Here is a 25,923-nt window from a genome sequence, read left to right as displayed (position 1 = left end):
TTGTTGTAATAATCGCGATCGTATCCAATCTTACTCTGAACCCGAAATCGATTTTTTTCCGGAATGAATAAAACCTCCTCCACTCCATTTTTCAGGATTCTCTTCGTTTTAGGTTGGGGTTCTTTCGCATTTTTTCTCCCTCTTTTCGGAATCGTTTACTGGGAGAATCAGAATATGGAAGCGGTCTATGCTTCCCTATCTTCGTCCGGACCGAGAGAGTTCGGAGTATTAATGGAAAATACCCGATTGGAGAAATTGGGAAGAACGGTACATCTCTATACGTATCTGGTTCCGGATGAAATAGGTAAAAAACACGAAGTAACGGAAGAAGTCGACGAGATGACTAATCGAAGAATGCGAGTCGGAGATACCATAACGGTACGAAGACAAACCTGGTTCAGTCTAGGAAAGCCCAAGGTAATATCTCGGATTGTCGGGAATAAGGCTCCGATACCGAGCTTTCATTTTTTAGAGGAATTATTCCTGGGCGGAATCCTATATTCTCTAGTTCTGATCGGACTAGGACTTTATTATCGAGCTTTTAAGGCGCAGGCAGAATAGTATTGAACGGATTTTCCTTCTGGAATATCAATTGAACCTGAAACGGCTCTTGTATGTATCTGGACGGATTCATTTCGTACGAAATAAAACAATAATATTTTTCATAAATGATTACATACATATAATCTTTGAATTTTATGTATTTCATTTGATTCCGAATTCCGCGCATCCAGATGGAATCTTCGAAAACCCTTTCGTACCGAACCGCAGCCGAGGTCACTTTCTTTAATTCCTCGGGAGTCATTTTCACGGCGTCACGCTTGCGCAATTCCAACTTTAAATGCCTGATTAAATTGTACTCTAACTTGGCTTTTTCGACAATGTCGGTATTGGGAAGAGTCTTAAAATAATATTCGTAATATTCCCGGTCTAACGATTTGCCGTCCTGATGAATCTCCGCCCCTTCTTCCGCCCCGGAAATTGCTTCCTTGGGATTTTGAGTTTGCGCAAAGATAGGGAACAATCCCAGAACTGCAAATAGAGTAATGATCGATAAAAGCGGTGTCGGCATACCGGTACCAATAAAGATATCGGACAGGGGGGCGTTTTTCCCCCCATTTTTTCCCGCTTTTTATCCTGCGGAAAGTTCTTCCAAAAGAGTACGTTCCCTACGAAGCATCTCGGAAACTTCCTCTTCGCCTAACAACTTGGCCCCTAAAAGAGCCATGTCATAGACCGATCTGGCTAGCAGTTCCGCGCGCTCCGGGCAAACGCCCTTACTCGTACTCAGAATATTACGTATCAGTCTGGACTTGCGGTTGATCAGAAGAGTATGGCTCTTTAATAAATCGGTGGATTTCTGACCGTAAATTTGGCCCATTTCCGCCAATCTACGCAGATGCTCGGGTAATAAAATCACTGCAGGAACATCCTCGGATTTTAGGGCTTCGGTACGGATCTCCACGCCTCCGCGAGCGATCGCTTTATCGAAGATCTCCTTTAATCGCTCCTCTTCGGTTTTGTTTTCCGAATCGGCCAAACTAGGACTGGCATCCTTGTCCAATGTTTGTTCCGCTAGCTCAGAATCGACCCTCTGAAATTTCCAATCCTGATTTTTACTCTCTAAAAACTGTAGGAAGTGATTGTCGATTCTCGAATCCACTAAAATCGCTTCGAGCCCCTGGGATTTTAGAAGATCCATATAAACCGACGATAATTCGGTTTCATTGGCATAATACACCGTTCCAGAATTTTTCTCTTTGTTTCTAGAAACGTAGTCTTCTAATTTCGTGAGTTCTCCGTTTGAAGAACGAAAGAACACCAGATCCTTGGCGGCTTCGTAGAATTTTTCGTCGGTCATTAAACCGTATTTTACAAAAAGGGAAATCTCATCCCAATTCTTTTGAAAATTCTCCGAATCTCTCTTAAATTCCTCCTGGAGTTTATCAGCCACTTTCTTGACGATATGAGCGGATATTTTTTTAACCAAAGGATCGTTTTGTAGATAAGAACGGGATACGTTCAGAGGAAGATCCGGTACGTCTAAAGTTCCTTGCAATACGGTCAAAAATTGAGGAACCAATTCTTTCGCCTCGTCGCTAACGAATACGTGATTACAATAGAGTTTTATCCCCATTCGATTCGCATCCAGCTCATGCTTAAGCTTTGGAAAATATAAAATTCCTTGGAGGCGGAAGGTTGTTCGCTCCAGAGAGGGGTCTTTTTATTGGCCTGCTCCCCTTTTACGAAAATCGAGACCGGTAGGAAGTCACAATATTTTCGGACCAGTTCCTTTAACTTCCACGCATCTAGGAATTCCCCGGAATCACCGTCCAAGAATAAAGTAATCTTGGTGCCTCGACCGGTTTTCTCGTTCGTTTTAAGAGTAAAGTCCGTACCGGATTCGCTTTCCCAAGTAACGCCGACGCTACCCTTCCGATACGATTTGGTTTCTATTCTCACTTTTGCGGATACCATGAAACTGGAATAGAAACCTAGCCCGAAATGACCTATGATTTCAGGTTTGTCGCCTTCACTTTGGTACTTTTTAACGAACTCTTCCGCTCCGGAAAAAGCGATTTGATTGATATACTTGCTGACCTCTTCGTCGGTCATTCCGATTCCGTTGTCTTCGATCGTTACGGTTCTTTCATGTTGATCGAAGTCTATATCGATTTTGTAATCCGTGCCACCGTCGAACTCTTCGCTTAAAGACACTTTTTTAAGTTTGGCGATCGCGTCGCACGCATTGGAAACCAATTCTCGTAAAAAAATATCTTTTTCCGAATACAACCATTTCTTAATGATCGGAAAAATGTTTTCCGTCTCTACGGAGATTCTGCCTTTAATTTCTTCGCTCATAAGGGTTCCTTTTGTTGTACATCGCCAAGGATCAGCTCTGCCGACCGGAGCAGATAGATTTTTGAAACGGAGTCGAGCTTCGGATATAGAGCGACCAAAGAGCTCGATTCGGATTTCCAACCTATCAATAAAGAAGCCTCGTCTTCCGAGATGCCCTTGGCAAGAATCGAATGCTTCAATACCAAACCTCTTTTAGAACCGATCCAGTCGTCAAGCCGTTTCAATAATTCTTCATGCCCCCGAACTTTACGCAAACGGAAAAACCAGACAGTGACCGCTCCGGCAATCCCTAAGAAAAGAGCTACCAGAATTACCGTTTTTACTTTTATAATTTCGGAAGTTTCATGAATAGGTTCCGCAGCCTTCAAAGAAGGCGGGCCTATTTTTACCGCGGGTAACCGAATTGAAACTTCCGAATAGCGGCTCGAGTAAGGATCAAAAAAAACGAAAGGGAGTTTTCCCGGATTCCAAAGTCCTTGTTTACTCGGCAAGGCCGAATATACATAAGAATAGTTTAAGCTAAATCCGTACTCGCCGGGATCTAATTCCTTAAATTCTCTCTGCGGAGAAGATTGAACCAACGTAATTTCCGGAAAACAATCGATCCGACCACACCCTTCTCGAATCGGATCCTGGACAGGCGCGAGGTTTCCCTTCCCCTTGATGACTATTTTGAAAAGAAAAGGCTCCCCTTCCGGCGCTTCTTCGGGTGCATCTTTCGTTTCGATTTGAAATTTTCCGACAGCTCCTCCGAAGTTTGCAAACGACGGACTCGGCAAGGGCCTAACGTGAATCTTACCGGGAATGCTACGCAACGTTCTCATATGAAAATAGGATTGAAGTTGGCCTTCCAAATGAAACGAGGTCGAACCCAAGGAATATTCTCCCGACTTTAAAGGCGTTAATATGAAGAATTCTTTATTGTAAGGGAAAGTCTCGTAAACTAAGCCTTCGTATACCACGGCTTCGGGAATGTTCAAACTCATCCCGGACAGAATCTCGCTTCTGAAATAAGGAAATTCGATCGAACTGGAAGGGTCCCTATCGAAATAGGGACGCACTATATCTCTATAATATAATGTAAAAAATCCTAATACTGGTTGACCTGTCCAGACCTCTTTCTTATCCAATTGGAAGACGACTTTTAGATTTTCATCCGCCGGTCCTTGATCGCTTTCATTCGAGAAAAACCGACTCCAAATGGAACCGGGACCCCGAGGAGACGAACGTTTAGTTCCGAATTCCACCGCAAGGACGCCGGAATGAACTTTTTTCCCGTCCACTTCCAACCCTATTTCCGGTACTTCGTACCTTCCCGGAGCTGAAACGACTAGTCTGTATTTGAGTAATTTCTTCCGGTACGCTTTATAGTTCAAGATGGTCGTATTATCTTCCATCCCCCAATAAACCGCTTTGATTCCCTTTCCTTGAAATTCTTTTTCTAGGATCCGAACCTGTGCGCCTCCCTCCAATTCAAAGACGGCAAACACCGGATCTCCCAACTCTGCGCGCGATTGGCTAAGATAAAATCTAGGTTCTCCCGCAAGTACGGGAAAGGAAAAGAAAATGAACAATAAAATGATACGATATCGGTTCACCAAAAAACCTCCCGATTTCTGGAACCGATGCTTTTTCGTTTCACCGCGTCCAAATCCAAGGAATCCATCATTCTCTCCAGATCCGACTCCGATTTGGATTTTTGATCCCTCTTTTTATCTTTTCTCTTCGCCGATTGACCGCCCGCTCCGTTCTCTTCCGGTTCTTGTTGTCTGCTTTCGCTTTTTGGTTTCCCTTGATTATTTTGATTTCCGGAATTCGAAGACTCTTTCTTTTGCGGAGGAGGAAGCTTCCGCAGCCACTCTAAATTTTTTCTAGCAGCCTCCTGTTTAGGATTTTCCTTCAAGGATCTTAAAAAACTTTCCGCGGCTTTTTTTCGATCACCTAATCGGAGATAGGTGTTGCCTAAATTAAAATAAGCTTTGGATCTAAGTTGAGTGTCTTTCGATTCTAACGCTTTTTCAAAATGTCGTAAAGCAGTATCCAAATCGCCGGTCTTATACTTCGAAGTTCCTCGATTGAATTCTAATCTAGGATCGCCGGGAAAATAAGATTCCGCCTCGTTGTACCTTTCGATGGCTCCCGGAAAATTTCCCTCTTCGTAGGCTTCGTTTCCTTCCTGAATCCTATTACCTCCGGGATCCAATTCCACCGCGCCTAAAGTTCCCGTACCCATCATAAAACCGTAAAGTATCAGAACGACTGACAAAAATTTCCAACGAAGTAATTTGGAATATTTACCCCACGCTTCCAAAACGATAAAATCGAATAATAATAGCAAAAAAGCCGGTAAAAGGAAATTTCTATACCCCTCCGCTCTCCTTAAATCTTTCACTCTCTTACTGGCGTTCTTATCCATGAAACGGACTCTTTCAATCAGATCGGCAGAGCTAGGACTTGTTCTATTCAAGGAAAGAAATTCTCCGCCGTTCGCTTCCGCCAGAGATCTCAGAAACGATTCGTTTGCCTTTGTGCGAACTACTCCGGGAGAATTTTCGTAGGGCGCTAATGAACCGTCTCGGGTTAGATACCCGTTTAAAACGGCCCCCTCTTCCTTATATGCGATCGGACCTCCCTCCAAAGTTCCCACAGACCAAACGATTAAATCGGCCGGGAACCGAAAGACTCCAGGATTTTGAATATCTTCCCCGTCGGTAATCAAAACAACGGCTCGACTACGAAAGACTCGATTGGATTGTAAGACTTCTTCTGCCTTCCGAAAAGCTGCGTCTAAATCCGTTCCTCGATCTCCGACCATATCCACATCCAATCCGCGGACGTAATCGGCAAAGGCGTTTACGTCCGAAGTCATCGGGCAATATACGAACGGGGTTGCAGCAAAGACGATCATGCCGAACCGATTCCCGGACAACCCGGGAAGAATTCTCAAAATCGTTTCCTTTGCCCTAACGAGTCGCGTGGGCGATGTATCTATTGCCTGCATCGAAAGGCTTACATCCACCAGAAAGAGAAAATCCACGCCGTACAATGTCTCCTCTTCCTTAGACTTGGGTCCCGCATTCTGTTGAAAGCTCATAGCGCAAAGAATCAATGCCAAGCCGATACAAATCAGTCTCGATACGATAAGAAATACGGGAGGAAGACTAGCTTCTCTACGTAGTCCCGGATATTTAGATACCCAGTTCCGCCAAAAGAAATAAAATACGACTCTTGCAAGAACGTATATAAAGTAGATAACCCCGATACCGATTAGGAGCCCGCGTAGAATTTCATCGGTCATACGTAATACCTCAGAAACCAAGTTCTTACGAACAAATCCGCGGCCAAAAGCAATAATGAAACGATTAAATAATACAACGCGTCCGTCTCCCTTACCTCTTCCGGAGGAAGTGCCAGAGGATCTTTTTCCAAAGTATCGATGGCGGCAAGGACCTCACGGAGCTGACTCGTATCCTCCGCTCGATAAAACATACCGCCTGTTTTGGCGGACAGCTCCGAAAGAATATCGAAATTAATTTCGTAGGATTGGTCTTCCTTTCCGATTCCGATGCTATAAATTTTTATTCCGATTTCGTCCGCAATTTCGGTTGCCGTGACAGGATCGATCCTTCCCGTGTTGGAAACTCCGTCCGTAATCAGAACGATAATTCTGGATCGAGCAGGAGAACGTCTTAACCGATATGAGGAAAGTATGACTGCATCTCCGATCGCAGTACCTTGCTCGGGAACCGTTTCCTCTTCTACGACCCCGAGGATCTCCTCCAAAGTGGCACGGTCGCTTGTCAAAGGAGATTGCAAGTATGCCCCGCCGGCAAACACGACCAAGCCGATTCGATCGGTCTGTCTTTTTCGGATAAATTCGCGCAGCAATTTTTTCGAAACTCCTAAACGAGTATCCGGAAGAAAATCCCGGCTTCTTGACATCGAACCGGACACATCCAAGGCGAGCATGATATCGACGCCTTTTGTTTCATTCGGGAGAAAGCGATAATATTGGCCCGGACCCGCCAATGAAATCGTCATCAAACTTAGCGAAATAGGTCGAAGTAGAGGGAACCATTTCGAAATCGTTTCACGTAAAAAATTTCGCCTTACCGAATCCATTCCGGGAATTCGCAGTTCCATACTTAGTGCAGGTTTCTTTTCCCAATAGGAGAACGCCGTCCAGAGCCAGATCGGGAAAAGTAGAAAAAGGTAATATGGCGCCTCCCATTCGTTCATTTATCGAGGGCTCCTTTCCAAAAATCCAGAGCCGCGATCGCCTCCCCCTTTGTGAGAGATGATTCTTCAGCGGAATATTGCGTTTTCCGCAAGCGGTTTTCCCAAACACGAATTACTTCCTCGTCCAGTAAAAAAGAATCGAATATCCTTGCGAATAATTCCGTTTCCGTAAGATGCCCTGTAGGCAAACCGAGCTTTTTAGAGACCACTTCCCGAATGTATCCCGAAAGAAGCCTGTAAAACTCTCTTGCGGGAATCGGCGGAGATTCGATCAATTCGCTTAATCGATTTTCGTACCGAAGGATTTTTTGAATCCAAGGATCGGTTTGTAGGATAGCGTCCATCGGATCTTTCGTTCTAGTCTTATGGAGATAATAGGAATAAAGTGCTCCTAAAATTAAGGCGGTGAGTCCGGCCAGCAGACCGATCAATCTCCAGCCGTACGGTCCCGAAAACGAATCCGGAGGGAGGACGTCCTCCGGCGATTTATCTTTTTCTTGTATGGAAGTTTCGACCTGGAGTCCGACTTTAGACGAATTTTCCCTGCCTTCCGAATCCTTCCAGGTGATCGGCAGAGTAAAAGTTCCGCTGGCATAATAGGCCACCTCCAAACGAATCCTACTCTGCCCGATATCGGAGGAGAAAACTTCGAATAAAGGTAGGTCTGGAGCTTCGGGATCGGCATGCATTCCGAGCGCAGGAACCTCGGGTGAAGTAACCTCCCCCTCTATGAAGGTTAGAACGTAAACGGAAGTTTGCCCGATGACTACTTTTTGCGGGTTCCATTCTTCCGAGACAGCAAAGGCGGAGTCGATCGCGAGGAATAGCAGGAGCCAACCCAGAACGACTCTCATTTTTCTCTCCACCAGTAAGAAAGAATTCTGGACGGATCGTCATCGGAGCCTTCAAGATCTAAAATTCTTTCCCGAAATAATTGCTCCAGATTGGAACGACGATGCCTCTCTCCGTTCTCATTCCAAAATGAACCGCCGGTCTCGGGATCTTTTTTTAAGAAAAAAGAAAACAATCCTCGCGGCGGTTCCGACTCCAAAGGATCGATAAACCGAATGGCATGCAAAATATGAAATTTCCGCAATCCGACAAGCTTCCGCAGAGGAGGAATATTATTAAAATCCGATAGAATGTACGAATCGGTATGACGTCTGATTCTATCCTTGAGTAGGACGAACGGAAGATTCGGGTCCGTTTTGCGACTACGAGACGTTCTCTTTCGAATCCGCTCTAAAACCGGAAGTGCTTCTTCCACAGTGCGAACATATCCGGTCTCGTGCTCCAGTTGGTCCGAATACAACAGAATTTTCGCCAAGTTTCCCTTACGAACATACAATAATACTAATAAAGCCAAAACTTGAAATGCGTTTTCCGCCTTTGTCCAATCTCCCGAACTCCAGTTCATCGATTCGGAAACATCCAGAAAAAAAACGCCCAGCCTTTCCTTCTCTTCGTAAAATTCGCGGACGTGAAGTTCTCCTAAACGAGAGGTCACGTTCCAATCGATGAGACGAGTATCGTCTCCGACCGAGTAAGGACGGACGTCCTTAAAATCGAGTCCCCTACCCTTCCTCTGACTGGCCGCGGATCCTTGTCTTTCTCTTTGAGAAAACCCTTTCTCCTTAAATTCCAGGAGTCGAACCAGACTTTGATACTCCTTTCGAAGCATCTTATAAGACCTGGGTGGCCTCCGAAACCGTTTGGATCACGGACTCGATTCCGACCTCTTCGGAAATGGCTTCGAATGTGAGAAGAATTCTATGGCGAAGAATCTCAGGCAAAGACGCCTTCACATCCTCCGGAATTACGTAATCACGGCCTTCCCAAAGTGCGCGTGCCTTTGCAGCCTTTAATAAACTGAGACTAGCCCTCGGAGACGCTCCGTGTTTTACGTATGGAAGCAGATCGGGAATCGTTTTTTCCTCAGGACGGGTATTACGAACCAATCTTACGATATAACTTTTTAATTTCGGCTCTATATGAACTTTATCGACTAAAGAGGAGAGTTTAAGAATTTCGCGAGAACCGGCAACTTTCCGAATTCGTCTTTCACCTGGTGATAAGCGACCATGTTGGTCCAAGATAGCCAGCTCTTCGTTCATCGCGGGATAATCCACAAGAACCTTCATGAAGAATCGATCCGTCTGAGCTTCCGGCAACGGATAGGTTCCGTCCTGATCGATCGGATTTTCCGTAGCGAGAACTAGAAAAGGGCGCTCTAATGGAAACGTATTTTCTCCGATCGTTACGGTCCGTTCTTCCATACATTCCAATAAGGCCGATTGTACTTTCGCGGGTGCTCGGTTAATCTCGTCCGCTAAGAGAATCCCGGTAAAGATCGGGCCCTTTCGGGTTCTAAAATCCCCGTCTTTCGGATTGAATACTACTGTACCCACTAGATCGGCCGGAAGCAAGTCCGGAGTGAATTGCACTCTCTTAAAATCCAAGTCCAAGGCGGCGGACAAGGATTTGGCCAAGAGCGTCTTTGCAAGACCGGGCATCCCCTCCAAGAGCACATGGCCTTGACAGGTTAGAGAAAGCAGTAAACTGCGGACGACCGCATCTTGTCCTGTGATCTCGCGCGAAAGCTCGTCTCGAATTTTATCCAGCGTGTCTTTCGCAAAAACTAAGTCCGCTTCGGTTAAGGAATTATTTTCCATTGGCAGGGATTTTGGCTCCATATGATCTCGTCGGTTCTATCCGAATTTAACGTTCCGCAGTCCAGCGACCAGAACTATTGGTGCCTTGGTAGGCTCCCTGGATTTTTTTGCCCTCGAGCTCTCCCATATACGTTTGGTTAAACGGAACGTTACTGCCTATCTCCGAACAGCGAGCCCCCGTGCAGGATCTAATATATCGAATGGATTTTCCGGTCACTTTAATTTGACCTAAGGACTCGTTTACACCTTTCCCCCAATTGGAAAAACGCATAGTACCTCCGATCCCTCCCGTCTTTCTCGGGAATAAAACCAGCACACCCTTGTGCATTCCCACTTGAAGCTTATAAGTACCGATAAAGCTTTTTTCCGCGTCGCTTAACGGAACTTGGCCGGCTTTTAAGGATTGGGCGTCTTCCAAAAATTCGATCTTTTCGATCGTTTCCAAAGGGATAGTAAAGTCCGGGTCTTTTAAGACTAGTCTCTTTTCATCCAAGGAAATCAGCGTCCCTTCCGTAAAAGATCCGCTGTATGTAACTTTCGCCTGACGGCCGATGGAACCGCAGCCTTTACTCCAATAGCCGAGCAAAAAGAAAATCGATGCGGTAAATAGAAATCCCAAGGCAATTGCCTTGGGACCCGAAATTTCAAACTTAGGTTTTGTTTCGTTCATCTTTCTCCGGGAAAGCAGGATTATTTACAATTCTGCATTTCTCCCATTTTGGAATTTTCCTTTCCGTTGATGAAGTATTTCTTTCCTTGGGGAGTGGACCAACATCCGTTCTTGGCATTTGTCCCGACCATGATAGGCCCTTCTCCCAATTTAGTTCCTGACTCATCATATTCGACGGCCTTATTTTCATCAATGATATCGAAACTCTTCTTGCCGTTTTTATAATATGTAAACGGAAGATCCGGGCGAAACTTCGCGTTCAATTCGTCGTTCTTATCGTCGATGAGAAGGATGGAAAAACTCATCTTTCCTTTCCCAATAATTTGGCCTTCTTTATCGTATGCTTCGGCAGAAGACATCATGAATTCGTTCGACATCGCTCCTTTGTACGCGATGTTTCCGTTACTCCAATAGAATTTCCAATCGCCTTTGCGAGTATGATCCCTCTGGCCTTCCGCAAAAACCTTTCCATTTTTGTAATATTCTTTCCAAGGACCTGTTCTAAGCGATTTTCTATCCGCGCCAGTGCCCTTCGGCGCATAGGCACCGTCCGCCTGAACTTGTCCGTTGTCGTAATAATTCTTCCAATTACCGATCTTCAAATCTTCGGTATAATTACCTTCGGAAGAGAGAGTGTTACCGTCCTTTTGATAATTGATTTCGTGGCCGCTCTTTTGTCCATTCTTGTAATCCGTCACGGACTTTTTAGCCCCGTCTTCCGCATAATACTCCTTCCAGGTGCCTACCTTCTTATCGTCGGCGTACGTGCCCTCTTCTAAAAGAAATCCTTTATCCGATTTAGACCAGTATGGTCCGTTCTTCTTATCGGCTTTGTACGCCGTGCTTTCGGTTTGAGTACCGTCTTTCGTCAGCTTCTTTTCTTCTCCCTCTTTTAAACTGGCAACGTAAGAGGTTTCCCGCAATGTTTCCCCGGTTTCGTAGAGAGTTTTCCAAATTCCTTCCCGCTTATCGTCCTTATAGTCGCCTACGCGAGCGAGCACGCTGAATTTCTTTTTATTTGCGTCTTCCTTCTCCGCGTATTCTTTCCAAGTCCCGTTTCGTTTCAGTTTCTTAATCTGATCCGGAGTCAAGGCCGAGACCAGATCAGGCGTGCAGGGCTTGCCGGAACAATCGAGAGTAACGGGGCCTTCGGCTTTTAAGTTGAATGTTTCTTTAAACTTTTCTACTCGCAGATTCGGATCCAAAATCTGGAACTCCTGGTCTTTGCCTTTATTTTCCGCAATGTTAAGTGAAGAGCACCGAGCGAGAATCGCCGCGGCGAAAAAGAGAATTACAATACGTTTCATGGAATTGCCTTATGAAAAATCTAACTCCCTAACCTAAGGTGTCGCCGGAAACCCGTCAACCTCCTTTCCCGAAGGAGAATGTCGAATCTGCCGCATACGGAGGGAGAAAAAATTTTGCGCCGGATCATTATACCCCGCCCTCGTGGGCGGGGGCCGGAGCGAAGCGGTGGAATTGCCGTATTTCACAAAATCGACAATTCTTCAATTCTTTTTCCTTCTGGCGTGTCGCGGGGAGCTCCCACAAAGAAAGAATCAACTCGATGGAAAATTCGAAAGAGAAGAAAAAATTTATTGAGACGAATTCGGATCATGCAATCGAATAAATCTCAAAAAAGGACGATAGCAATCGATGGCCATGTGACCGCTGTCCGCAAATGCGTTGCAATCGTAATCTTTGGCCTCCGCCATATCGATAAAAGGAATTCCGTAGGACTTATTGATCGGCAGAATTCTTTCCCACCAAGGGGCCGGAATTTTTAGTTCGTCTAAAAGTTTTTCCAAAGGAAGGGACACTTCAGGACGAACGACAAGTGTGGGGATTCGATTTTCTCTTACGAGAGAAAGAATATTCTCATAAAACTTAAATTGCATTTCGGACGGAGCATACTTCGGGTAAATCCAGCCGATCGTACGGATGGAGCTATCCTCCAACTTTCCGAAATCCCGCTCCACAAAAGCTCCCGCAGGAGAAAAAGCGTTCCCCTTGTCCTTGTACAAGGAATCGATCGTCATTTTCTTAATAAGCTCGGCCATTTCGAACTTTTGATTCGTAAGCCGATTCACTACATTAGAGAGATAGGGCTTGTTTTTACTCACACCGAAGAAAGTATTTCCGAGATAATAATTTACGTTTTCTCGGCCTAGGTCCCAGGCGTGAGACAGAATAAATCTCAGGTCGAAGCTATTGGCAAGATTCGATTTTTTGAATGTAGTGCTATTCGCATTAAACTGGAAAGGGTCCGCTTCCATTACTAGAAAGTCGGGCTTAACGCCGGCCTCCGTCATTCTCTCCAAAAAATACAGATAATAAGCGGGAGTCGTTACCGCCGAAGAAAAATTGTAAACGTCCCAGTCCGGATAAAAATCCAAAATTTCCTGGTTTTTAAAATAAAGCATCCGGGAAGAACCCATCAGCACGACTAGCTTCTTCTTAGGTTTTTCGCGGGCTTGATTCCCGTATTCGCGGATCAGTTCTTTTAATAGATCCTGTTTAACGTCGTAGTAAATATATGTGAATTCGGTTTTAAGGTAATCCCGGACCTTTTCCAAAAAGAAAAGCTTATCCACTAAGAATATGAAAAGAAAAAGGAGTACGGGATAGAATAGATACGGTTTCGTGAGAAAATTCTGGATTTCCTCGGATTCAATCTTCCGTTCGGACACGGACTCAAGACTCCCCGATCAAGCCGGGGTGTCAATCCTAAACGGAAAGTCGATTATGCCGTAGCTAAAGTCTCGGAAGACTTTCTACGTCTTTGAACATCGGCCAGCCAATCCTGAGCGCCCTTTTGGTAGGAAACCAAACGCTTAACATACACTCTTCTCTCTGGATCCAGAATTTCTCTGGCTTCGCGAATGATCTCTTCCACGATTTTAATGTGAAAGGAGAAATGGCTCGCAAATAGATTAAAGTGTTCCCTCTCCTGAGACAGCCAATCCTTGGATTGGATATCTTTGAAAAAATCTTCCATGCGACTGATGTCGGCATCGAAGTCGGAGTCGTAAGGGGAGTTCAGGATGGCGATCGTGTCCGTTATGTCAGTAAGACTTTGAAAATAGGAGTCTAAATCTTGATATTCCACCGGCACTACCACCTCAGAAAAGAAATCCTTCACGGACTTTCCTAGGACGGGGTAAAACCCTAAGATCGATTGGAGAGAACCGCGAAGCCCTGTTCACAACAGGTTCAATTGTCATTTTTTTTTAGGGGGTCAAGGCATCAATCGCTTTTTTGCATCCATCGAAAAGAAGAACTCGAAAGACGATCTAAGAAGTCGTTTGGATCTGGGCGGCTCCCTCGCAGGCTCGGGCCACGCTGCTTCAGGCTCCGCTTCGCTTCGGTCCCGGCATGATTTAAACTGAAATACGATCAATCTCGGAAAGGTGCCGTGACTGGTTCCCACCTTTCGCATCGTTGCCGCAGAACAAATACGGTTAAAACACCGGAACCATTTTATGGGAAAATGCGAAGACGTAAAGCCTCGGAAAAAATCGGGAATAACCGCTTCCAAGATACCCCGACAAATTAAGAAAGTACGGGATTCTTCCGTAATCTTCATTTTCGGACTTTATCGAAAAATCAGAAATGTATCGATATGTACCGGGCAAACAGAAACGATCAATCGGCTATTTTGCCATCGATTCGACGGAAACGTAATCCATTCCGAACGCTTCGGAAACGGCTTTGTAAGTAATATTTCCTTGAATGATATTCGCTCCCAGCGATATTTCGTGATTTTCAAGGACGGCTTGTCTCCATCCTTTATTCGCAATTTCTAATATATATGGGAGTGTGGCATTTGTAAGAGCCAACGTGGATGTTTTCGGGACGGCGCCCGGCATGTTCGCCACGGAATAATGCACGATGGAATCGATTATGTAAGTCGGGTTCTCGTGAGTGGTAGGCTTTGAAGTTTCAAAACAACCGCCTTGGTCTATAGAAACGTCCAGAAGCACGGCTCCGGCTTTCATCGTCGAAAGCATATCTTTCGTGACCAATCTCGGAGCCTTCGCACCGGGTAATAGAACGGCTCCGATAACCACATCCGCAATTCGAATCAACTTTCGAATTTCCGAAGGAGTCGATTTTACCGTAATGCAATTCTTCGGCATGATTTCGGATAAATGACGCAATCGCTCGACATTCGTATCCAATATATAAACTCTCGCTCCCAATCCTGCTGCGATCTTAGCGGCATTGGACCCGACAACCCCGGCTCCCATGATGACTACGACGCCGGGTTCCACCCCCGGGACACCCCCAAGAAGAACTCCGTTTCCTCCGTAAGTCATTTCCAGATATTTTGCTCCTTCTTGAGCCGCCATCCTCCCCGCAATTTCACTCATCGGGGTAAGTAAAGGAAGAGAACCGTCGAGCTTTTGAACGGTCTCGTAGGCGAAACAGATTGATTTAGTTTTTATGAGGGCCTTTGTCAGTTCTTCGGAAGCGGCCAAATGCAAAAACGTAAATAATATTTGGTCTTTTCTGATTAGATCGTATTCGGAAGGCTGCGGCTCCTTCACATGCAATAAAATATCCGCTTCCTTAAAAATCTCTTCCCTCTTTCGCACGATCCTTGATCCGTGCTCGGAATATTCCAAATCCGTAAAACCGCTTTCCTGCCCCGCTCCTTCCTCCACGAGGACCTCGTGTCCGTTATGCCCAAGGATCTCCGCGCCCGCGGGCGTCATGCAGACTCGATTTTCGGCGACTTTGAGTTCTTTCAAAATTCCTATTTTCATACTGGCGGGAAAGACACCTTTATCAGAATATTTTCAATCGCAGAACAGAAGATGATAAACGAATAATTAATTGCAATCAATCTTAACTAGGAAAGTGACTGCCGACCGGGATCCTTTCTCACTTTCTTCGTTCGAATTAATTTTATAGCAACCGCTAATAAATCACTCAGATCTCAAAATTCGGAACTTACCGAATTTCCGATGCGCTCAACAATCGAGTGCCCTTGTTTACCGCCGTCGCTTACCTGAACATTTAGCGATAATGGAAAAAAGTTTAGTGCCTCAGTTGCGGCTCAAATACTCCAGCAAATGCATACTTTCCTCGTCCCATCCTTCGGAGGCAGCTTCGATCCAGTGTTCGAATTTTTCCCCTGCAGGATATCCGGAATTCGTTAAGCGAAGAATGGTCGCAGTTTCGCCATCGCGCTGAAATTCCAGTTTCAACTCGATTGCGCCCGCGGGATGATCCTGCCATTCCAAAACTAATTCTTGGAACGGAACGATTTTTTTGTATATACCGTTAGACGTCACCTCCCCTTCCGGACCTAAATTCCAAGTCCAGGAAAACGCAGCGCCTATCTTGGGTCGACCCGTCACCTTATCGGCAAGCCAATGAATGAGTTCTTCGTTCACTGTAACGGCACTCCAAACTTTCTCTAAAGGATATTCGTATCGGAATTCCTTAATTATGCTTCTTGTATCCATACTCAAAGAGGGTTTTCCTTCAATGGAAATCTTTATATAACTTCTTAAACAATACTTTCTCTAAAAAAGAGGGAGAAATATTTCTCATCCACTTTAAAAAAAATCCGCTTCTATCCATGATCACCAACTTTGATTTAGGATTTTCCACCGCAGAGATCATCTTACGCGCAACTTCTGTCGGAGATTTACTCTTCCCTTGATAATGAGATTCGCCCAGACGATTGCCATCGCCGTCCAAACCGTTCGCTCTTAAATTCGTTTTAGTATAAGGAGGGCAGAAAATGATAAACCTTAATCCTTCTTCCCCTAATTCGATCCGAGCAGATTCCATCACTGCGTGCAACGCCGCTTTAGAAGAAGAATATGCGCTTCTCCCGGGAATTCCGTATAACCCGCTCACCGTAGATGTGGCAAGGACTGTTCCCTTCTTTTTTTTAATATACGGCAACAATCGAAGAGTCAAAAGCACCGGTCCGAAAAAATTAACTTCGAAAGCTTTACGAAATGCTTCCATTTGAGTTTGATCAAATCGTGAATGAGCGGTTATGCCGGCGTTATTAAATAGTACGTCGATTCCGTCGGTTATCTTTGCAAGCTTACTCGCTGCTTTGTTGATTTCTTTTTCGGAACTGAGATCCACCGGAATGTGAAAGAGTTCCGCAGCACGACGCTCATGCCCTTTTGCAACCTTTTTGATTAGCTCAGGTTCGGTACGCGAAAGATTAATGATTTTGCACGGAATTTTAGATAGCAATTCCAGGAGAGAAGCTCCGATCCCCGAAGATCCTCCCGTAATCACGATTGTTTTGCCTTTCCAGGCATCCGTCTGCATTGGCGTTTATTTTTCCACTGTCAAAGGTAGATTCAAGGATTTTTTCTTACTTGATCCGTTACGATCTCTTCTCTTTCGCAGTCGGGTTGGAAATCCCGTCTGAACCAACTTCGTCTTGGATCAGCCTCGCTTCCGCTCGGAAAGTGAGATAGGACCAAAACCAAGTAATTAATATTGAGACCTTATTTTTAAAACCGACTTGATAAAATAAATGCACGAACAACCAAGCTGCCCATCCGAAAAAGCCTTTCAATCTCCAAAGCCCGACTTGTGCGACCGCGTCCTGTCTGCCGATGGTAGCCATACTTCCCTTATCAACATATTTAAAGATAGATCGTTTCTTACCTTTCAAATCCCCGAAGATCAAGGAAGCCGCATAACGTCCCTGCTGCATCGCAACGGGAGAGACTCCCGGCAAAGGTCTCTCCAAATTTTTGGTAAAATTGGCGATATCGCCTATAACGAATACTTCCGGATGGCCCTCGATATTACAGTATTCGTCCACCATCACGCGCCCGGTCCGATCCAACGGAACTCCTAACGCTTGACTGATCGCGTTCGCTTGAACACCGGCAGCCCAAATGATATTCGAAGAACGAATCGTACACCCGTCCAAATGAACGCCTTCCTCGTCAATATTAATCACTTTCGTCCCAACTAGAACTTCCACTCCCCTCTTTTCTAAGCGGGTCTTGGCGAACTCGCTCAGATTCGGATGGAACGCCATCAACAACCTGGGTGAAGCTTCGATTAAGGTAATTTTAGATAATGCCGGGTCTATCGTATGAAACTCGTTTCGAACTATCTCGTGGGATAGTTCGGCAATGGATCCTGCAAGTTCCACACCGGTCGGGCCGCCGCCGATGATTACGTAATTGAGTAGAGACTTAGCGATCTCCTTATTCTCTTCCAATTCCGCACGCTCGAAGGAAAGAAGCAATTTTGTCCGAATCTCAAGCGCGTCCTTTAGGTTTTTCAAGCCGGTGGTATATTTTTTCCAATGATCGTTTCCGAAGTAGCTAGTGCGGGCGCCTGCGGCAAGTATCAGAAAATCATAATTTTCTGAATGATCCTGGAAATAAACTTTTCGCTCTTTAAGATCGACTTTGTCGACCTCTCCTAGATAGACGGTAACGTTTTCCTTATCTCCGACCAAGGAGCGCGTCGGAATTGCGATATCGGCTGGACTTAAAACCGCGGTCGCAACCTGATAAAGCAACGGTTGAAATAAATGGTGGTTTTTTTTATCGATTACTGTGATATCCAGATCTTCATCTCTGGAAAGTTTTTTTATGGCCTGTAAGCCTCCGAATCCGGCTCCGATAACGACTACTTTCTTTTTTGACTTTCTATTAAGGGGCATTCTTCGCTCCGTTTTTATCCAAGATAAATTCCAGAAACCCTTCGGAGGCCTCCGAAACGATATTCAAGACTTCTTCGAAGTCTTTTAAAGTTCCATAATATGGATCCGGCACTTCAAGATCTCTTACTTCCCCTTTTTGAAATTTACGAAAAAGATGAACCTTCTTTCTGTCCTCATCTCCGGAGGTTAAGCTTAATAAATCTCTAAGGTTAGATCGATCCATAGCTAAAACAAAATCAAAATCCTCGAAATCGGATTTCCTAAACTGTCTTGCTCGATGAGTAAGTTCGACCCCTCGCTTTCTTGCCGTCTGGCGGGTCCTCAAATCCGGCAATTCGCCGATATGATATTGCGACGTCCCACAGGAATCGATTTCAAAGAATTCCCGCATTCCCCTCCTTTGGACCAAATTTTGGAACATTCCTTCAGCCGCAGGAGAACGGCAGATATTTCCTAGACATACGAATAAAACCCGAATTTTATTTTCAAAGCCCAGTTCTTCTGAAGACGCCATCGCGTTCCCCTATTTATATCCGATTTTCTCCCAGAGAAATTCAGGTACAATCTTCATTAACACACCTACCGGCGCCCATGGAAACCAAGGCACCGTTGCCGAACGGGCGCCTGACTCGATTCTATTATAAATTTTTTGTGCGCCTATCGAGACCGGAATCACAAAGGGCCTAGATTCCATTTGTTGATTGATGGGCGTATCGATAAAGCCCGGATGAATCACGGTCACTTTGATTCCGTATTTTCTGACTTCTCCGCGTAACGCTTCCAAATAAATGGAAACTCCCGCCTTGGATGCGCAGTAGCTGGAAGACCCGGGCAATCCTCTGAAAGACGCTACCGATGAGATCCCTACGATCTGGCCGCTCTTCTGTTTTTTAAAAGTACCGATCAGCGCCGAAGCCCCGGCCATTAAGCCGATCAGATTCGTTTCGATGACTTTCTTGTCGGCCTGAAAGCTTTTCTCGCCGAAAGAGGACGTCGTTGAAATGCCTGCATTAGCGATAAAAAGATCCACGCCGCCCAGCTCTTTGACCAAAGTCGGCAGGACCTTGAAGTTCTGTTCCGAGTCGGATACGTCAAGCGCCTTAACAACGACCTTGCCGCCCGAACTCCAGGCTTTAATTTCCTTCGCAAGATCGTCCAAAGCTTTCTTTCTGCGAGAGGTTATAGCCAAATCGTGCCCCGATTTTCCGTAAAGAAGAGCCAGTTCACGCCCGATACCGGAACTTGCTCCGGTAATAATAACTTTTTTACGAGTACGGCTTTCCGACATTTTTAGAAACGCCCTTTTTCTTCATTTAATTGGTTTACCAGCTAGATGGGAAAGGAATTATTTTACCAGTAAAATACCCCGAAAAAAATAGGCATAGGAGCTCCCCCCGTTGCCTGGGACTAAAGCAACGGATCGGTTGCGTATCCAAGAATGCGAAATTCAGAAGATGAAATAAACTCGAAAGACCAAGAGATCGAACGACTCAAAAAGCTTGTCGAGTTATACGAACGAATCTCCAAGCTCGGCGAGCAAGAGCTCAAGGAAGCCGAGAATATTCTAAACGCGCAGGAAAACGCGGCGAGCCTCGCTAGGACCGAACTCCTGGAAATGCGGGATCGATTTAAAGGCCTCGGCCCGCTTTCTTCGGAACGCAAATCGGCTATCCTGGAAATCGTAAACGACAAGCAAACTCCATTATCCGGATTGGCGAGTAAATTCGAGGAAATGGGGAGGAAGCACGATTTCTTCTATTCCGATTTCTTTAGAATCGTCGCAAACTTAGATCTACCCGAATCGGAAGCCCGCGTTTTATGGAAGGAAATTTATTCCCATGCGGAAGATATCAGCCGCAAGTTAGGGCGAAGTATGAATTTCGTTGTAGCCTTGCTCGATTATATTTATCTCAAAAATCGCCTCATCGAGAATCCCAAAATCGTGGACATGTATTCCTTCGAGGAAATCATCCTAAACGCGGTGATCGACGAAGGCACGGGCATTTACAATCGACGTTACTTTAATCTCGTCCTAAATAAGGAAATAACTCGAAGTAAACGCTACAAACGTAGTTTTTGTCTTTTTCTATTCGACCTCGATGATTTTAAAAAGATCAACGATTCGAAAGGTCATGCATTTGGAGACGATATCCTAAAGCTTGTTGCGGGAACCCTTATGTATTCGTTCCGGACGGAGGATATCAGTTGTAGGGTCGGAGGTGAGGAGTTTGCAGTCATCCTTCCCGAAACGACTCGGGAAAATTCCAGCGTTGCTATAGAAAGGTTCAGAACTTATCTTCGAAATTCTTCCAAAAATGATTTCGGGATAGAAGTCACCGTCTCCGGGGGCGTATCGGAATACCCCGCAGATACGGAAGAAAGCAATCGACTTTACTCGATTGCCGACTCTCGATTGTACGAAGCGAAGGCCGCCGGCAAAAACCGAATCACTTACTAGTTAATTATAGTTAGGCGGCCCCATGCCGATCCACCTAAGGAAAAAATTTCCTGATAGTTTCTTCAATCCTGGATTTGGTACTCTATTTCTTTAGTAGTAATTTCGTTTAGTTTCGAGATTAAAAGCTCGTTCGTGTTCGCCAAGCGATCCGCCAGAATACGCACCATTTTAGCGGCAAATTCCGGATTTGAAAGAAGATACTTTTCCAATTGCTGTTTACTCTCGATAGCGGCTAATTCAGTGGCTAAAACTGCTCTCGCAGTAGCTGTCCGCGGCTTGGCACGGAACAAAGCCATCTCCCCGAAAAAATCCCCTTTTTTCATAAGCGCTAGCCGAGTTGCTGTGTTTTTGTGCGTAAAGAAAATTTCTACCGTACCGGAGAGTACGATATACATCGCATTGTTGTTTTCTCCTTCCCGAAAGATCACTTGTCCTGCTTGCACGGCGATTTTATTCATTCGATTCCTGCTTTCTCTCCCTAACTTTTCCGATCTAGCTTGCCAACTCTCTATTAGAATAGACTATTCGTTTCGATGAATTCTATCCTTTCCTTAAGCTTAGAGGGTCTCGGATTGCTATTCCTAGCGATCCTTCTCCTTTTTATTCCTTCTTTCCGTTCCCTATTCGATCACCGCGCCAATCAACCCCATACAAAACCAAAATCCAGGAGTGCAGTCGTCGATTTTATCCGGGGAGTTTCCATCTCCGGCATCGTTGCTATCCATCTAGCATCCTATTACAAATATTTCGGTCCGAACGAACCTTTTTCGACTTGGGCATTGTCCGTGTCCAATTTAGCTCGGTTTTCCGTTCCCGCCTTTCTAATATCATCGGGAATCTACCTCTCGTACTCGAGTCCTTCCTCATACTGGAAACCCAAGTTTTCCGGTCTTATTTTACCCTACACCTGTGTATTTCTCCTCGGAGCTACCGTAAAATTCGGATTTCCTCCGGACTGGAGGGAATGGATTTTAGCCTACCTAAAAGGCTCTCTATTTGCCCCGTTTTATTTCGTTCCCTTGATGGTACAAGCGTACGTACTCTTTCCATTTATCCTTCGATCTCTTCATCGGACTTCTTGGGTGGTAATCTTCGTTTCCTCGCTAACGATTAACATAATCTCGAATCATATTTTCGATTATGTCGACCTCGGATTTAAAACCTGGGAACCCGTTTTATTGACCCACTTTATATTCTTTTTTATGGCGGGAATACTTTCCGCAGCAAAATTTCGTCATCCGCCAATACTAGAAACCATACTCGGAGCTATTCCGAAGGGAAATCCGTTTTGGAAATTGCTCTGCTTCCTCCTATTCGCTTACGCTTTCGCTAGCATCGCATTAACGTTCGGATTCGGTTTCGAGATTTCAAATCATCTGATTTTTTACCCATTGGGAATGTTTTTGATTCTATTTCATTGGGGGACGAATATAGAAACAAAAGGACCACCTCCCCTACCCTATCGTATTTTTTGTTCTTTAGGAAAAGGAAGTTTAGGAATCTTTCTTTTGCATCCTGTGCTGATTCATTTTTTTCATTCCCAAAACCCGTTCGATCCTTGGTGGATCCAAGTCCCCTTCTACTTCTTCACATGGATCGTAAATTTAGCCTTACCATGGTTAATTTGGGATGGAGGGGCAAGGATATTACGTCTCTTTAAAAAACCATAAGCGCCGGAGTAACTCTAAGACATCCCGTTCTTAAATCGAGGGTCTTCCGTGACTCCCGATTCCCGGACTTCGGACAGGGCTTCCGCATACGCGATCAAAACCTTAAGTGCAAAGGTGCTTCTTTCACGTATATACGAATCTTCTTGAGAAATCGGATCACCGGGATTGACCAGGTGTTCGGCCTCGCGGAATAGTAATTGTTCGGGAATATAGCAAAGTTTGCTATTCTTATAACTGCTTGAGCGAAGCTCATCCACCGGAAAAGCTCCTCCGCGACCGGCCGAGACACCGGCCAATAGCGCAGGCTTATGGCCGAGCTGAGGCAGCCCTGCATATAAAAAGAAATTCTTTAGAGCCGGACTTGCCATCCCGGCGTATTCGGGAGTCACTACTACAAAACCGTCGCAGCTCCTAAGTTCCGTATCGATCGGTTTCCAGAGAGAATCCCATTCTAAGCCGCCGTCCCAAAAACTTTCATCCCAAATCGGTAGCCTCGTCTTTCCTAAATCGAAAGTCCAAGTTTGAACCGACATCTCCTTCAATTTCGAAGCAAGGAACCCTCCCACTTTTGCGGATTGAGATTCTTTACGATGCGATCCTACGATAATTCCTATTTTCATTTTATCCCTAAGCGAACGGATTCTGCTTTAGGGGAATGCTTTTTTGTGCCGCAATTTATCCAATTAGAAAATTTATTCTACGAGGGCCAAAATCATCAAAACTGAAATTACTGTTTCTCAACTCAGTCCGTATTTTTTCTTTAAAACTGCGAGATCTCGCAAAAAAGAATCTCGAGTTTTGGCCGGGAGGGACTTTAAATCCAAGGTTACCCTCTCGACTGTTTTCCGGGGTGAAATCATTTCACCCCCTCGGCCTTCCTTACGTTTTAACAGACTTTCCAAATTCTTTATCGAAGCGTCCTTTCCGCTACGTAATAGATCACCGACGGATTTTTGATCCAGCCTTGCGATAGAGCTCAGTTGTTTTACATACCGCTCCGTATAACCCAACAATTTTGCGACCTCGTCTGCGGTTTTCTTTTTTTCTTTTCGAAGGTATTGAATCGCGCGCCCGACTTCCCAGGGATTCAAGCTTTTACGTTTTTCATTTTCCGCCAAAGCCATCTCGTAGCATCGATCTTCCGAAGCATCCGTTTCCACCGCAGCAATGGATTTCCATCCCAAGATTTTGGCCGCCTGATAGCGCCTTTCTCCCGCTACGATTTGAAACTTCTTCCCGACCTTTCTAACTACAATCGGCTCGATCAATCCAAGTCTTCGCATCGATTCGGTCAAATCGCCCACCTCTTCTTTTCCGAAAACCCTCGGCTGCTCGGGGTTAGGAAGAATATCTTGAATCGTGATTTCCTTTCGAGAGGAATCTTCCCCGCCAAAAGCCGTCAAAAGATCCATTCCTGCAAATTCAGCTCTCTTTGCCATTTGCCCTCCTTACCACCTCTTCGGCTAGAGCCGAAAACATCTGCATCGCCTTGGGGTCATATTCCGAAAGCAGTTTCCTCTTGGCTTGCGATTGCGGAATTGCTTCTCGACGGTAAACTACCGAATCGAAGACGGGAAAATATTTACGAATAGCATCAGCTAATCCCGATAAGGCCCGCGAATCTTCGTACTGATTCAATACGGCCCCTAGTAATCCAAGATCCGGATTTGCCTTTTTGCGAATTTTTTCGATCGTACCGTGCAGATCTTTTAGGCCTTGCACGCTAAAAGCACGAGTTTGAATCGGAACCAGTACCAGATCGGACGCTATCAAAGCATTTTCCAAAATCAATCCCAGAGACGGCGGGCAATCTATTATAATATATTCATAGGAGGATCGAATTGGTAAAAGCGCGTCCTTGAGCAGTTCGAAGTCGTCCCTTTCGTAGGGCGTTGTGAAATTTGCAAGGTGAATGGAGGATGGAACTAAATCCAAATTCGGAGCGAGACTGACGATAATCTCCGACATCGACAGGGTTGCGTCCCCCCGATAACCCAAGGTATGATATACTGACTTTTCAACCTGGCCGACGTATAACTGAGTTATATTTGCCTGGGCATCCCAATCTATCAAAAGCACAGGACGACCGGACTTTGCCAATGCTTCCGCTAGGCATATAGATACTGTAGTTTTACCCTCTCCGCCTTTCTGGTTTGAAACGGCAATCACCACCGATTCAAACCCTTTTGTCTTTTTCTTGCGAAAGTATTTATCCAACACTTCTTCCTTGTATTTTCCTTTTCCCTGAACGGGGATTCCCCAAGCTTCCGCCTTTTTTTGAAACTCTTCTCCGGAGCTTATCGCGTATTCCGAAAGAATTTCATGAACTTCTAACAACCTCGCTTTCATTTCAATCGAGACCTTTGCTTCTTGTTCCCCCTTTCGACTTGTTTTGTCAACCAAACCTATGTCTCATTATTAGCTTAAGCCCGAAAAAACGAGATTGCTCGAGGGCGGGGAGGGGAGGATCCTAGTATTTCCATTTCCCGGGTTCGTACCGGGGTGAAATCGTTTCACCCTCCCGGATTCGGACACAAAATGAAAAAACGACATTTTTCGACAGCCGGACTCTTACTCCTCTCGCTGTTACTGTTCCCGCAATCGGCTATATACTCACAGAAAATCGAAAAAAAAGGCTCAATCCAATCAACGGAAAACTCTGAGGTCGGAGCGCCTTCACAAAAAGAACAGGCCATTTCACGGAAAGTCGGATTTTGGGAAACATTTTGGGCAAGGTCTTCCGCGACTTTACTAATGGGGGAAAACGGAGGAGAGCATATCTTCGAATCAGGAACAAAATATCCGAATCTTTCCGGAGCAAAGGCGGGATCCAGAATTTCCTATAATCGAAATTTCGCATACGGAGGAATCGAGCTCAGGCATTGGTGGCAGAAATGGGAAATCAGCTTCGGATACAGAAGTAACGGCCGGTACCAGAGGGTGGGGCAGGGCAAGGATGAGGATTTTGCTCTGGCGGATTTTTCTATCGAGAGGGGGGCTAAGTTTGGATTTCGGGAATGGAGTTTTTACGACACTCCGTATACGTTCAGCGGCTCTAAAAACTTTGCCGACGGGCGGGGAAAACTAAAAATGAAACAAGATCGCCTGAGCCTATCCGTCCGAAGATATTTAGGCTCCAGCGATCCTGACGCGCGCAAAAATGGCCAAGGTTTTTTTGTGACGGGGGGAATTCATTACACTTATTTTAAATATTATCTTTACGATGTAAATCAATGGATCGCGTCCGATCCTATCTTTTACGGACCTATCGGGATGGGGCTAAGTTTCACCAACACTACTTGGGAACTCCCGATAGGAATCGGATATAGATACTCCGACGGAAAATGGATGTTTGAAGGAGCGTTCTTGGGAAGCACATGGTATTCTCATTTCAGAGATTATCATTATCAACGAAGTTTGAATTTCATTGGAGACGCAGCAGGCTACGGGATAGAGGCGAATATCGGGGGAGGGGTGATCGTAGATTCTTGGCTATTCTTTCTACGATTGACCGAAAATAGGCTGTACGGATCGGGAAGCTTCCAAACCAGGGGTGGAATCAGCTCGAATGATATTTTATCAAATGCGGCAGGTCATTATAGAAATTATCTGAATACGAAACAGTATAATATAGAATTCTCTGTAACGAACTACTTGGAATGGATCGCAACAAAATAGCGCTA

25 protein-coding genes and 1 pseudogene are annotated in these 25,923 nt (G+C 45.2%); 4 read left to right on the top strand and 22 right to left on the bottom strand.

The window, feature by feature from the left end:
- The first annotated feature begins 63 nt into the window (after positions 1-63).
- A complete protein-coding gene (locus LEP1GSC050_RS04835; RefSeq protein WP_010568332.1) occupies positions 64-561 on the top strand; it encodes a hypothetical protein in 498 nt (165 codons plus the stop codon).
- Here the strand turns inward: LEP1GSC050_RS04835 and LEP1GSC050_RS04830 are convergent.
- The 18 genes and pseudogenes from LEP1GSC050_RS04830 to LEP1GSC050_RS04735 form a co-directional block, all read right to left on the bottom strand.
- Entirely contained in the window at positions 542-1,072 is a 531-nt protein-coding gene (locus LEP1GSC050_RS04830) for a hypothetical protein (protein ID WP_010568333.1), read from the bottom strand. The two genes, LEP1GSC050_RS04835 and LEP1GSC050_RS04830, sit on opposite strands and share 20 nt — an antisense overlap.
- A 60-nt stretch (positions 1,073-1,132) precedes the next feature.
- A pseudogene (locus LEP1GSC050_RS04825) lies at positions 1,133-2,862 on the bottom strand (Hsp90 family chaperone protein).
- Positions 2,859-4,460, bottom strand: a complete 1,602-nt coding sequence (locus tag LEP1GSC050_RS04820) for a BatD family protein (RefSeq protein ID WP_010568334.1) — start codon at positions 4,458-4,460, stop codon at positions 2,859-2,861. The pseudogene LEP1GSC050_RS04825 and the gene LEP1GSC050_RS04820 overlap by 4 nt, the downstream one beginning before the upstream one ends.
- Positions 4,457-6,160, bottom strand: a complete 1,704-nt coding sequence (batB, locus tag LEP1GSC050_RS04815; RefSeq protein WP_010568335.1) for a VWA domain-containing protein BatB — start codon at positions 6,158-6,160, stop codon at positions 4,457-4,459. Before batB ends, LEP1GSC050_RS04820 begins: the two co-directional genes overlap by 4 nt.
- A complete protein-coding gene (gene batA / locus LEP1GSC050_RS04810; RefSeq protein WP_010568336.1) occupies positions 6,157-7,101 on the bottom strand; it encodes a VWA domain-containing protein BatA in 945 nt (314 codons plus the stop codon). Before batA ends, batB begins: the two co-directional genes overlap by 4 nt.
- Positions 7,098-7,955 carry an LB_053 family protein gene (locus LEP1GSC050_RS04805; RefSeq protein ID WP_010568337.1) on the bottom strand — a complete coding sequence of 286 codons (858 nt, stop codon included), beginning with the start codon at positions 7,953-7,955 and terminating at the stop codon, positions 7,098-7,100. Before LEP1GSC050_RS04805 ends, batA begins: the two co-directional genes overlap by 4 nt.
- Positions 7,952-8,782, bottom strand: coding sequence for a DUF58 domain-containing protein (locus tag LEP1GSC050_RS04800; RefSeq protein ID WP_010568338.1), 831 nt, complete (start codon positions 8,780-8,782; stop codon positions 7,952-7,954). The genes LEP1GSC050_RS04805 and LEP1GSC050_RS04800 overlap by 4 nt, the downstream gene beginning before the upstream one ends.
- Before the next feature lies 1 nt (position 8,783).
- A complete protein-coding gene (locus tag LEP1GSC050_RS04795) occupies positions 8,784-9,794 on the bottom strand; it encodes an AAA family ATPase (protein WP_010568339.1) in 1,011 nt (336 codons plus the stop codon).
- A 25-nt stretch (positions 9,795-9,819) separates the two neighbouring features.
- The gene (locus tag LEP1GSC050_RS04790) at positions 9,820-10,443 is read right to left on the bottom strand and encodes an LIC20036 family protein (RefSeq protein ID WP_010568340.1); all 624 of its coding nucleotides are present in this window, start codon (positions 10,441-10,443) and stop codon (positions 9,820-9,822) included.
- Between the two features lie 20 nt (positions 10,444-10,463).
- Positions 10,464-11,750 (bottom strand): LIC20035 family adhesin, encoded by a 1,287-nt coding sequence (locus tag LEP1GSC050_RS04785; protein WP_010568341.1) that lies wholly within the window; start codon positions 11,748-11,750, stop codon positions 10,464-10,466.
- Positions 11,751-12,038: 288 nt separating this feature from the next.
- Positions 12,039-13,133: a DUF1574 domain-containing protein gene (locus tag LEP1GSC050_RS04775; RefSeq protein ID WP_010568342.1), complete on the bottom strand. Its 1,095-nt coding sequence runs from the start codon at positions 13,131-13,133 to the stop codon at positions 12,039-12,041.
- A 53-nt stretch (positions 13,134-13,186) separates the two neighbouring features.
- Entirely contained in the window at positions 13,187-13,552 is a 366-nt protein-coding gene (locus LEP1GSC050_RS04770; protein WP_040911130.1) for a hypothetical protein, read from the bottom strand.
- A 544-nt stretch (positions 13,553-14,096) separates the two neighbouring features.
- Positions 14,097-15,212, bottom strand: a complete 1,116-nt coding sequence (gene ald / locus LEP1GSC050_RS04760; protein ID WP_010568345.1) for an alanine dehydrogenase — start codon at positions 15,210-15,212, stop codon at positions 14,097-14,099.
- Positions 15,213-15,494: 282 nt separating this feature from the next.
- Positions 15,495-15,917 (bottom strand): SRPBCC family protein, encoded by a 423-nt coding sequence (locus LEP1GSC050_RS04755; protein WP_010568346.1) that lies wholly within the window; start codon positions 15,915-15,917, stop codon positions 15,495-15,497.
- Between the two features lie 19 nt (positions 15,918-15,936).
- A complete protein-coding gene (locus tag LEP1GSC050_RS04750) occupies positions 15,937-16,749 on the bottom strand; it encodes an SDR family NAD(P)-dependent oxidoreductase (protein ID WP_010568347.1) in 813 nt (270 codons plus the stop codon).
- A 58-nt stretch (positions 16,750-16,807) separates the two neighbouring features.
- Entirely contained in the window at positions 16,808-18,112 is a 1,305-nt protein-coding gene (locus LEP1GSC050_RS04745; protein ID WP_010568348.1) for an NAD(P)/FAD-dependent oxidoreductase, read from the bottom strand.
- Entirely contained in the window at positions 18,102-18,626 is a 525-nt protein-coding gene (locus tag LEP1GSC050_RS04740) for a low molecular weight protein-tyrosine-phosphatase (protein ID WP_010568349.1), read from the bottom strand. Before LEP1GSC050_RS04740 ends, LEP1GSC050_RS04745 begins: the two co-directional genes overlap by 11 nt.
- Positions 18,627-18,635: 9 nt before the next feature.
- The gene (locus LEP1GSC050_RS04735) at positions 18,636-19,400 is read right to left on the bottom strand and encodes an SDR family NAD(P)-dependent oxidoreductase (protein WP_010568350.1); all 765 of its coding nucleotides are present in this window, start codon (positions 19,398-19,400) and stop codon (positions 18,636-18,638) included.
- Between the two features lie 150 nt (positions 19,401-19,550).
- Between LEP1GSC050_RS04735 and LEP1GSC050_RS04730 the strand changes: the two genes are divergently transcribed.
- Positions 19,551-20,570, top strand: a complete 1,020-nt coding sequence (locus LEP1GSC050_RS04730; protein ID WP_010568351.1) for a GGDEF domain-containing protein — start codon at positions 19,551-19,553, stop codon at positions 20,568-20,570.
- A 62-nt stretch (positions 20,571-20,632) separates the two neighbouring features.
- On the opposite strand, the gene LEP1GSC050_RS04725 is transcribed toward LEP1GSC050_RS04730, so the two are convergent.
- A complete protein-coding gene (locus LEP1GSC050_RS04725) occupies positions 20,633-21,028 on the bottom strand; it encodes a Crp/Fnr family transcriptional regulator (protein WP_010568352.1) in 396 nt (131 codons plus the stop codon).
- Between the two features lie 75 nt (positions 21,029-21,103).
- Here LEP1GSC050_RS04725 and LEP1GSC050_RS04720 point away from each other — a divergent pair, with 75 nt between their 5' ends.
- Entirely contained in the window at positions 21,104-22,240 is a 1,137-nt protein-coding gene (locus tag LEP1GSC050_RS04720; protein WP_010568353.1) for an acyltransferase family protein, read from the top strand.
- Between the two features lie 14 nt (positions 22,241-22,254).
- Here the strand turns inward: LEP1GSC050_RS04720 and LEP1GSC050_RS04715 are convergent, their stop codons facing one another.
- The 3 genes from LEP1GSC050_RS04715 to LEP1GSC050_RS04705 form a co-directional block, all read right to left on the bottom strand.
- On the bottom strand, positions 22,255-22,860 hold the full coding sequence (locus LEP1GSC050_RS04715; protein ID WP_010568354.1) for an NADPH-dependent FMN reductase: 606 nt from the start codon (positions 22,858-22,860) through the stop codon (positions 22,255-22,257).
- 117 nt (positions 22,861-22,977) lie between these two features.
- Positions 22,978-23,679 (bottom strand): ParB/RepB/Spo0J family partition protein, encoded by a 702-nt coding sequence (locus tag LEP1GSC050_RS04710; protein WP_010568355.1) that lies wholly within the window; start codon positions 23,677-23,679, stop codon positions 22,978-22,980.
- Positions 23,663-24,589 carry a ParA family protein gene (locus tag LEP1GSC050_RS04705; RefSeq protein WP_020987151.1) on the bottom strand — a complete coding sequence of 309 codons (927 nt, stop codon included), beginning with the start codon at positions 24,587-24,589 and terminating at the stop codon, positions 23,663-23,665. The genes LEP1GSC050_RS04710 and LEP1GSC050_RS04705 overlap by 17 nt, the downstream gene beginning before the upstream one ends.
- Before the next feature lie 189 nt (positions 24,590-24,778).
- Between LEP1GSC050_RS04705 and LEP1GSC050_RS04700 the strand changes: the two genes are divergently transcribed.
- Positions 24,779-25,918 (top strand): putative porin, encoded by a 1,140-nt coding sequence (locus LEP1GSC050_RS04700; RefSeq protein ID WP_010568357.1) that lies wholly within the window; start codon positions 24,779-24,781, stop codon positions 25,916-25,918.
- The last annotated feature ends 5 nt before the right edge of the window (positions 25,919-25,923 follow it).

Origin of the sequence: Leptospira broomii serovar Hurstbridge str. 5399 (genome assembly GCF_000243715.2) — a bacterium.
GTDB lineage: Bacteria > Spirochaetota > Leptospiria > Leptospirales > Leptospiraceae > Leptospira_B > Leptospira_B broomii.
The sequence above is the reverse complement of the archived record's forward strand: the minus strand, read 5'-3'. Positions and strand labels throughout refer to the sequence as shown.

Excerpts from the sequence above, each read along its gene's own strand:
- LEP1GSC050_RS04755 (WP_010568346.1), bottom strand. The coding sequence starts at position 15,917 with ATGGATACAAGAAGCATAATTAAGGAATTCCGATACGAATATCCTTTA.
- batB (WP_010568335.1), bottom strand. The coding sequence starts at position 6,160 with ATGACCGATGAAATTCTACGCGGGCTCCTAATCGGTATCGGGGTTATC.
- batA (WP_010568336.1), bottom strand. The coding sequence starts at position 7,101 with ATGAACGAATGGGAGGCGCCATATTACCTTTTTCTACTTTTCCCGATC.
- LEP1GSC050_RS04785 (WP_010568341.1), bottom strand. The coding sequence starts at position 11,750 with ATGAAACGTATTGTAATTCTCTTTTTCGCCGCGGCGATTCTCGCTCGG.
- LEP1GSC050_RS04750 (WP_010568347.1), bottom strand. The coding sequence starts at position 16,749 with ATGCAGACGGATGCCTGGAAAGGCAAAACAATCGTGATTACGGGAGGA.
- LEP1GSC050_RS04745 (WP_010568348.1), bottom strand. The coding sequence starts at position 18,112 with ATGCCCCTTAATAGAAAGTCAAAAAAGAAAGTAGTCGTTATCGGAGCC.
- LEP1GSC050_RS04800 (WP_010568338.1), bottom strand. The coding sequence starts at position 8,782 with ATGCTTCGAAAGGAGTATCAAAGTCTGGTTCGACTCCTGGAATTTAAG.
- LEP1GSC050_RS04835 (WP_010568332.1), top strand. The coding sequence starts at position 64 with ATGAATAAAACCTCCTCCACTCCATTTTTCAGGATTCTCTTCGTTTTA.
- LEP1GSC050_RS04710 (WP_010568355.1), bottom strand. The coding sequence starts at position 23,679 with ATGGCAAAGAGAGCTGAATTTGCAGGAATGGATCTTTTGACGGCTTTT.
- LEP1GSC050_RS04795 (WP_010568339.1), bottom strand. The coding sequence starts at position 9,794 with ATGGAGCCAAAATCCCTGCCAATGGAAAATAATTCCTTAACCGAAGCG.
- LEP1GSC050_RS04790 (WP_010568340.1), bottom strand. The coding sequence starts at position 10,443 with ATGAACGAAACAAAACCTAAGTTTGAAATTTCGGGTCCCAAGGCAATT.
- LEP1GSC050_RS04700 (WP_010568357.1), top strand. The coding sequence starts at position 24,779 with ATGAAAAAACGACATTTTTCGACAGCCGGACTCTTACTCCTCTCGCTG.
- LEP1GSC050_RS04720 (WP_010568353.1), top strand. The coding sequence starts at position 21,104 with ATGAATTCTATCCTTTCCTTAAGCTTAGAGGGTCTCGGATTGCTATTC.
- LEP1GSC050_RS04730 (WP_010568351.1), top strand. The coding sequence starts at position 19,551 with ATGCGAAATTCAGAAGATGAAATAAACTCGAAAGACCAAGAGATCGAA.
- LEP1GSC050_RS04735 (WP_010568350.1), bottom strand. The coding sequence starts at position 19,400 with ATGTCGGAAAGCCGTACTCGTAAAAAAGTTATTATTACCGGAGCAAGT.
- LEP1GSC050_RS04725 (WP_010568352.1), bottom strand. The coding sequence starts at position 21,028 with ATGAATAAAATCGCCGTGCAAGCAGGACAAGTGATCTTTCGGGAAGGA.
- LEP1GSC050_RS04705 (WP_020987151.1), bottom strand. The coding sequence starts at position 24,589 with ATGAAAGCGAGGTTGTTAGAAGTTCATGAAATTCTTTCGGAATACGCG.
- LEP1GSC050_RS04805 (WP_010568337.1), bottom strand. The coding sequence starts at position 7,955 with ATGAGAGTCGTTCTGGGTTGGCTCCTGCTATTCCTCGCGATCGACTCC.
- LEP1GSC050_RS04830 (WP_010568333.1), bottom strand. The coding sequence starts at position 1,072 with ATGCCGACACCGCTTTTATCGATCATTACTCTATTTGCAGTTCTGGGA.
- LEP1GSC050_RS04740 (WP_010568349.1), bottom strand. The coding sequence starts at position 18,626 with ATGGCGTCTTCAGAAGAACTGGGCTTTGAAAATAAAATTCGGGTTTTA.
- ald (WP_010568345.1), bottom strand. The coding sequence starts at position 15,212 with ATGAAAATAGGAATTTTGAAAGAACTCAAAGTCGCCGAAAATCGAGTC.
- LEP1GSC050_RS04715 (WP_010568354.1), bottom strand. The coding sequence starts at position 22,860 with ATGAAAATAGGAATTATCGTAGGATCGCATCGTAAAGAATCTCAATCC.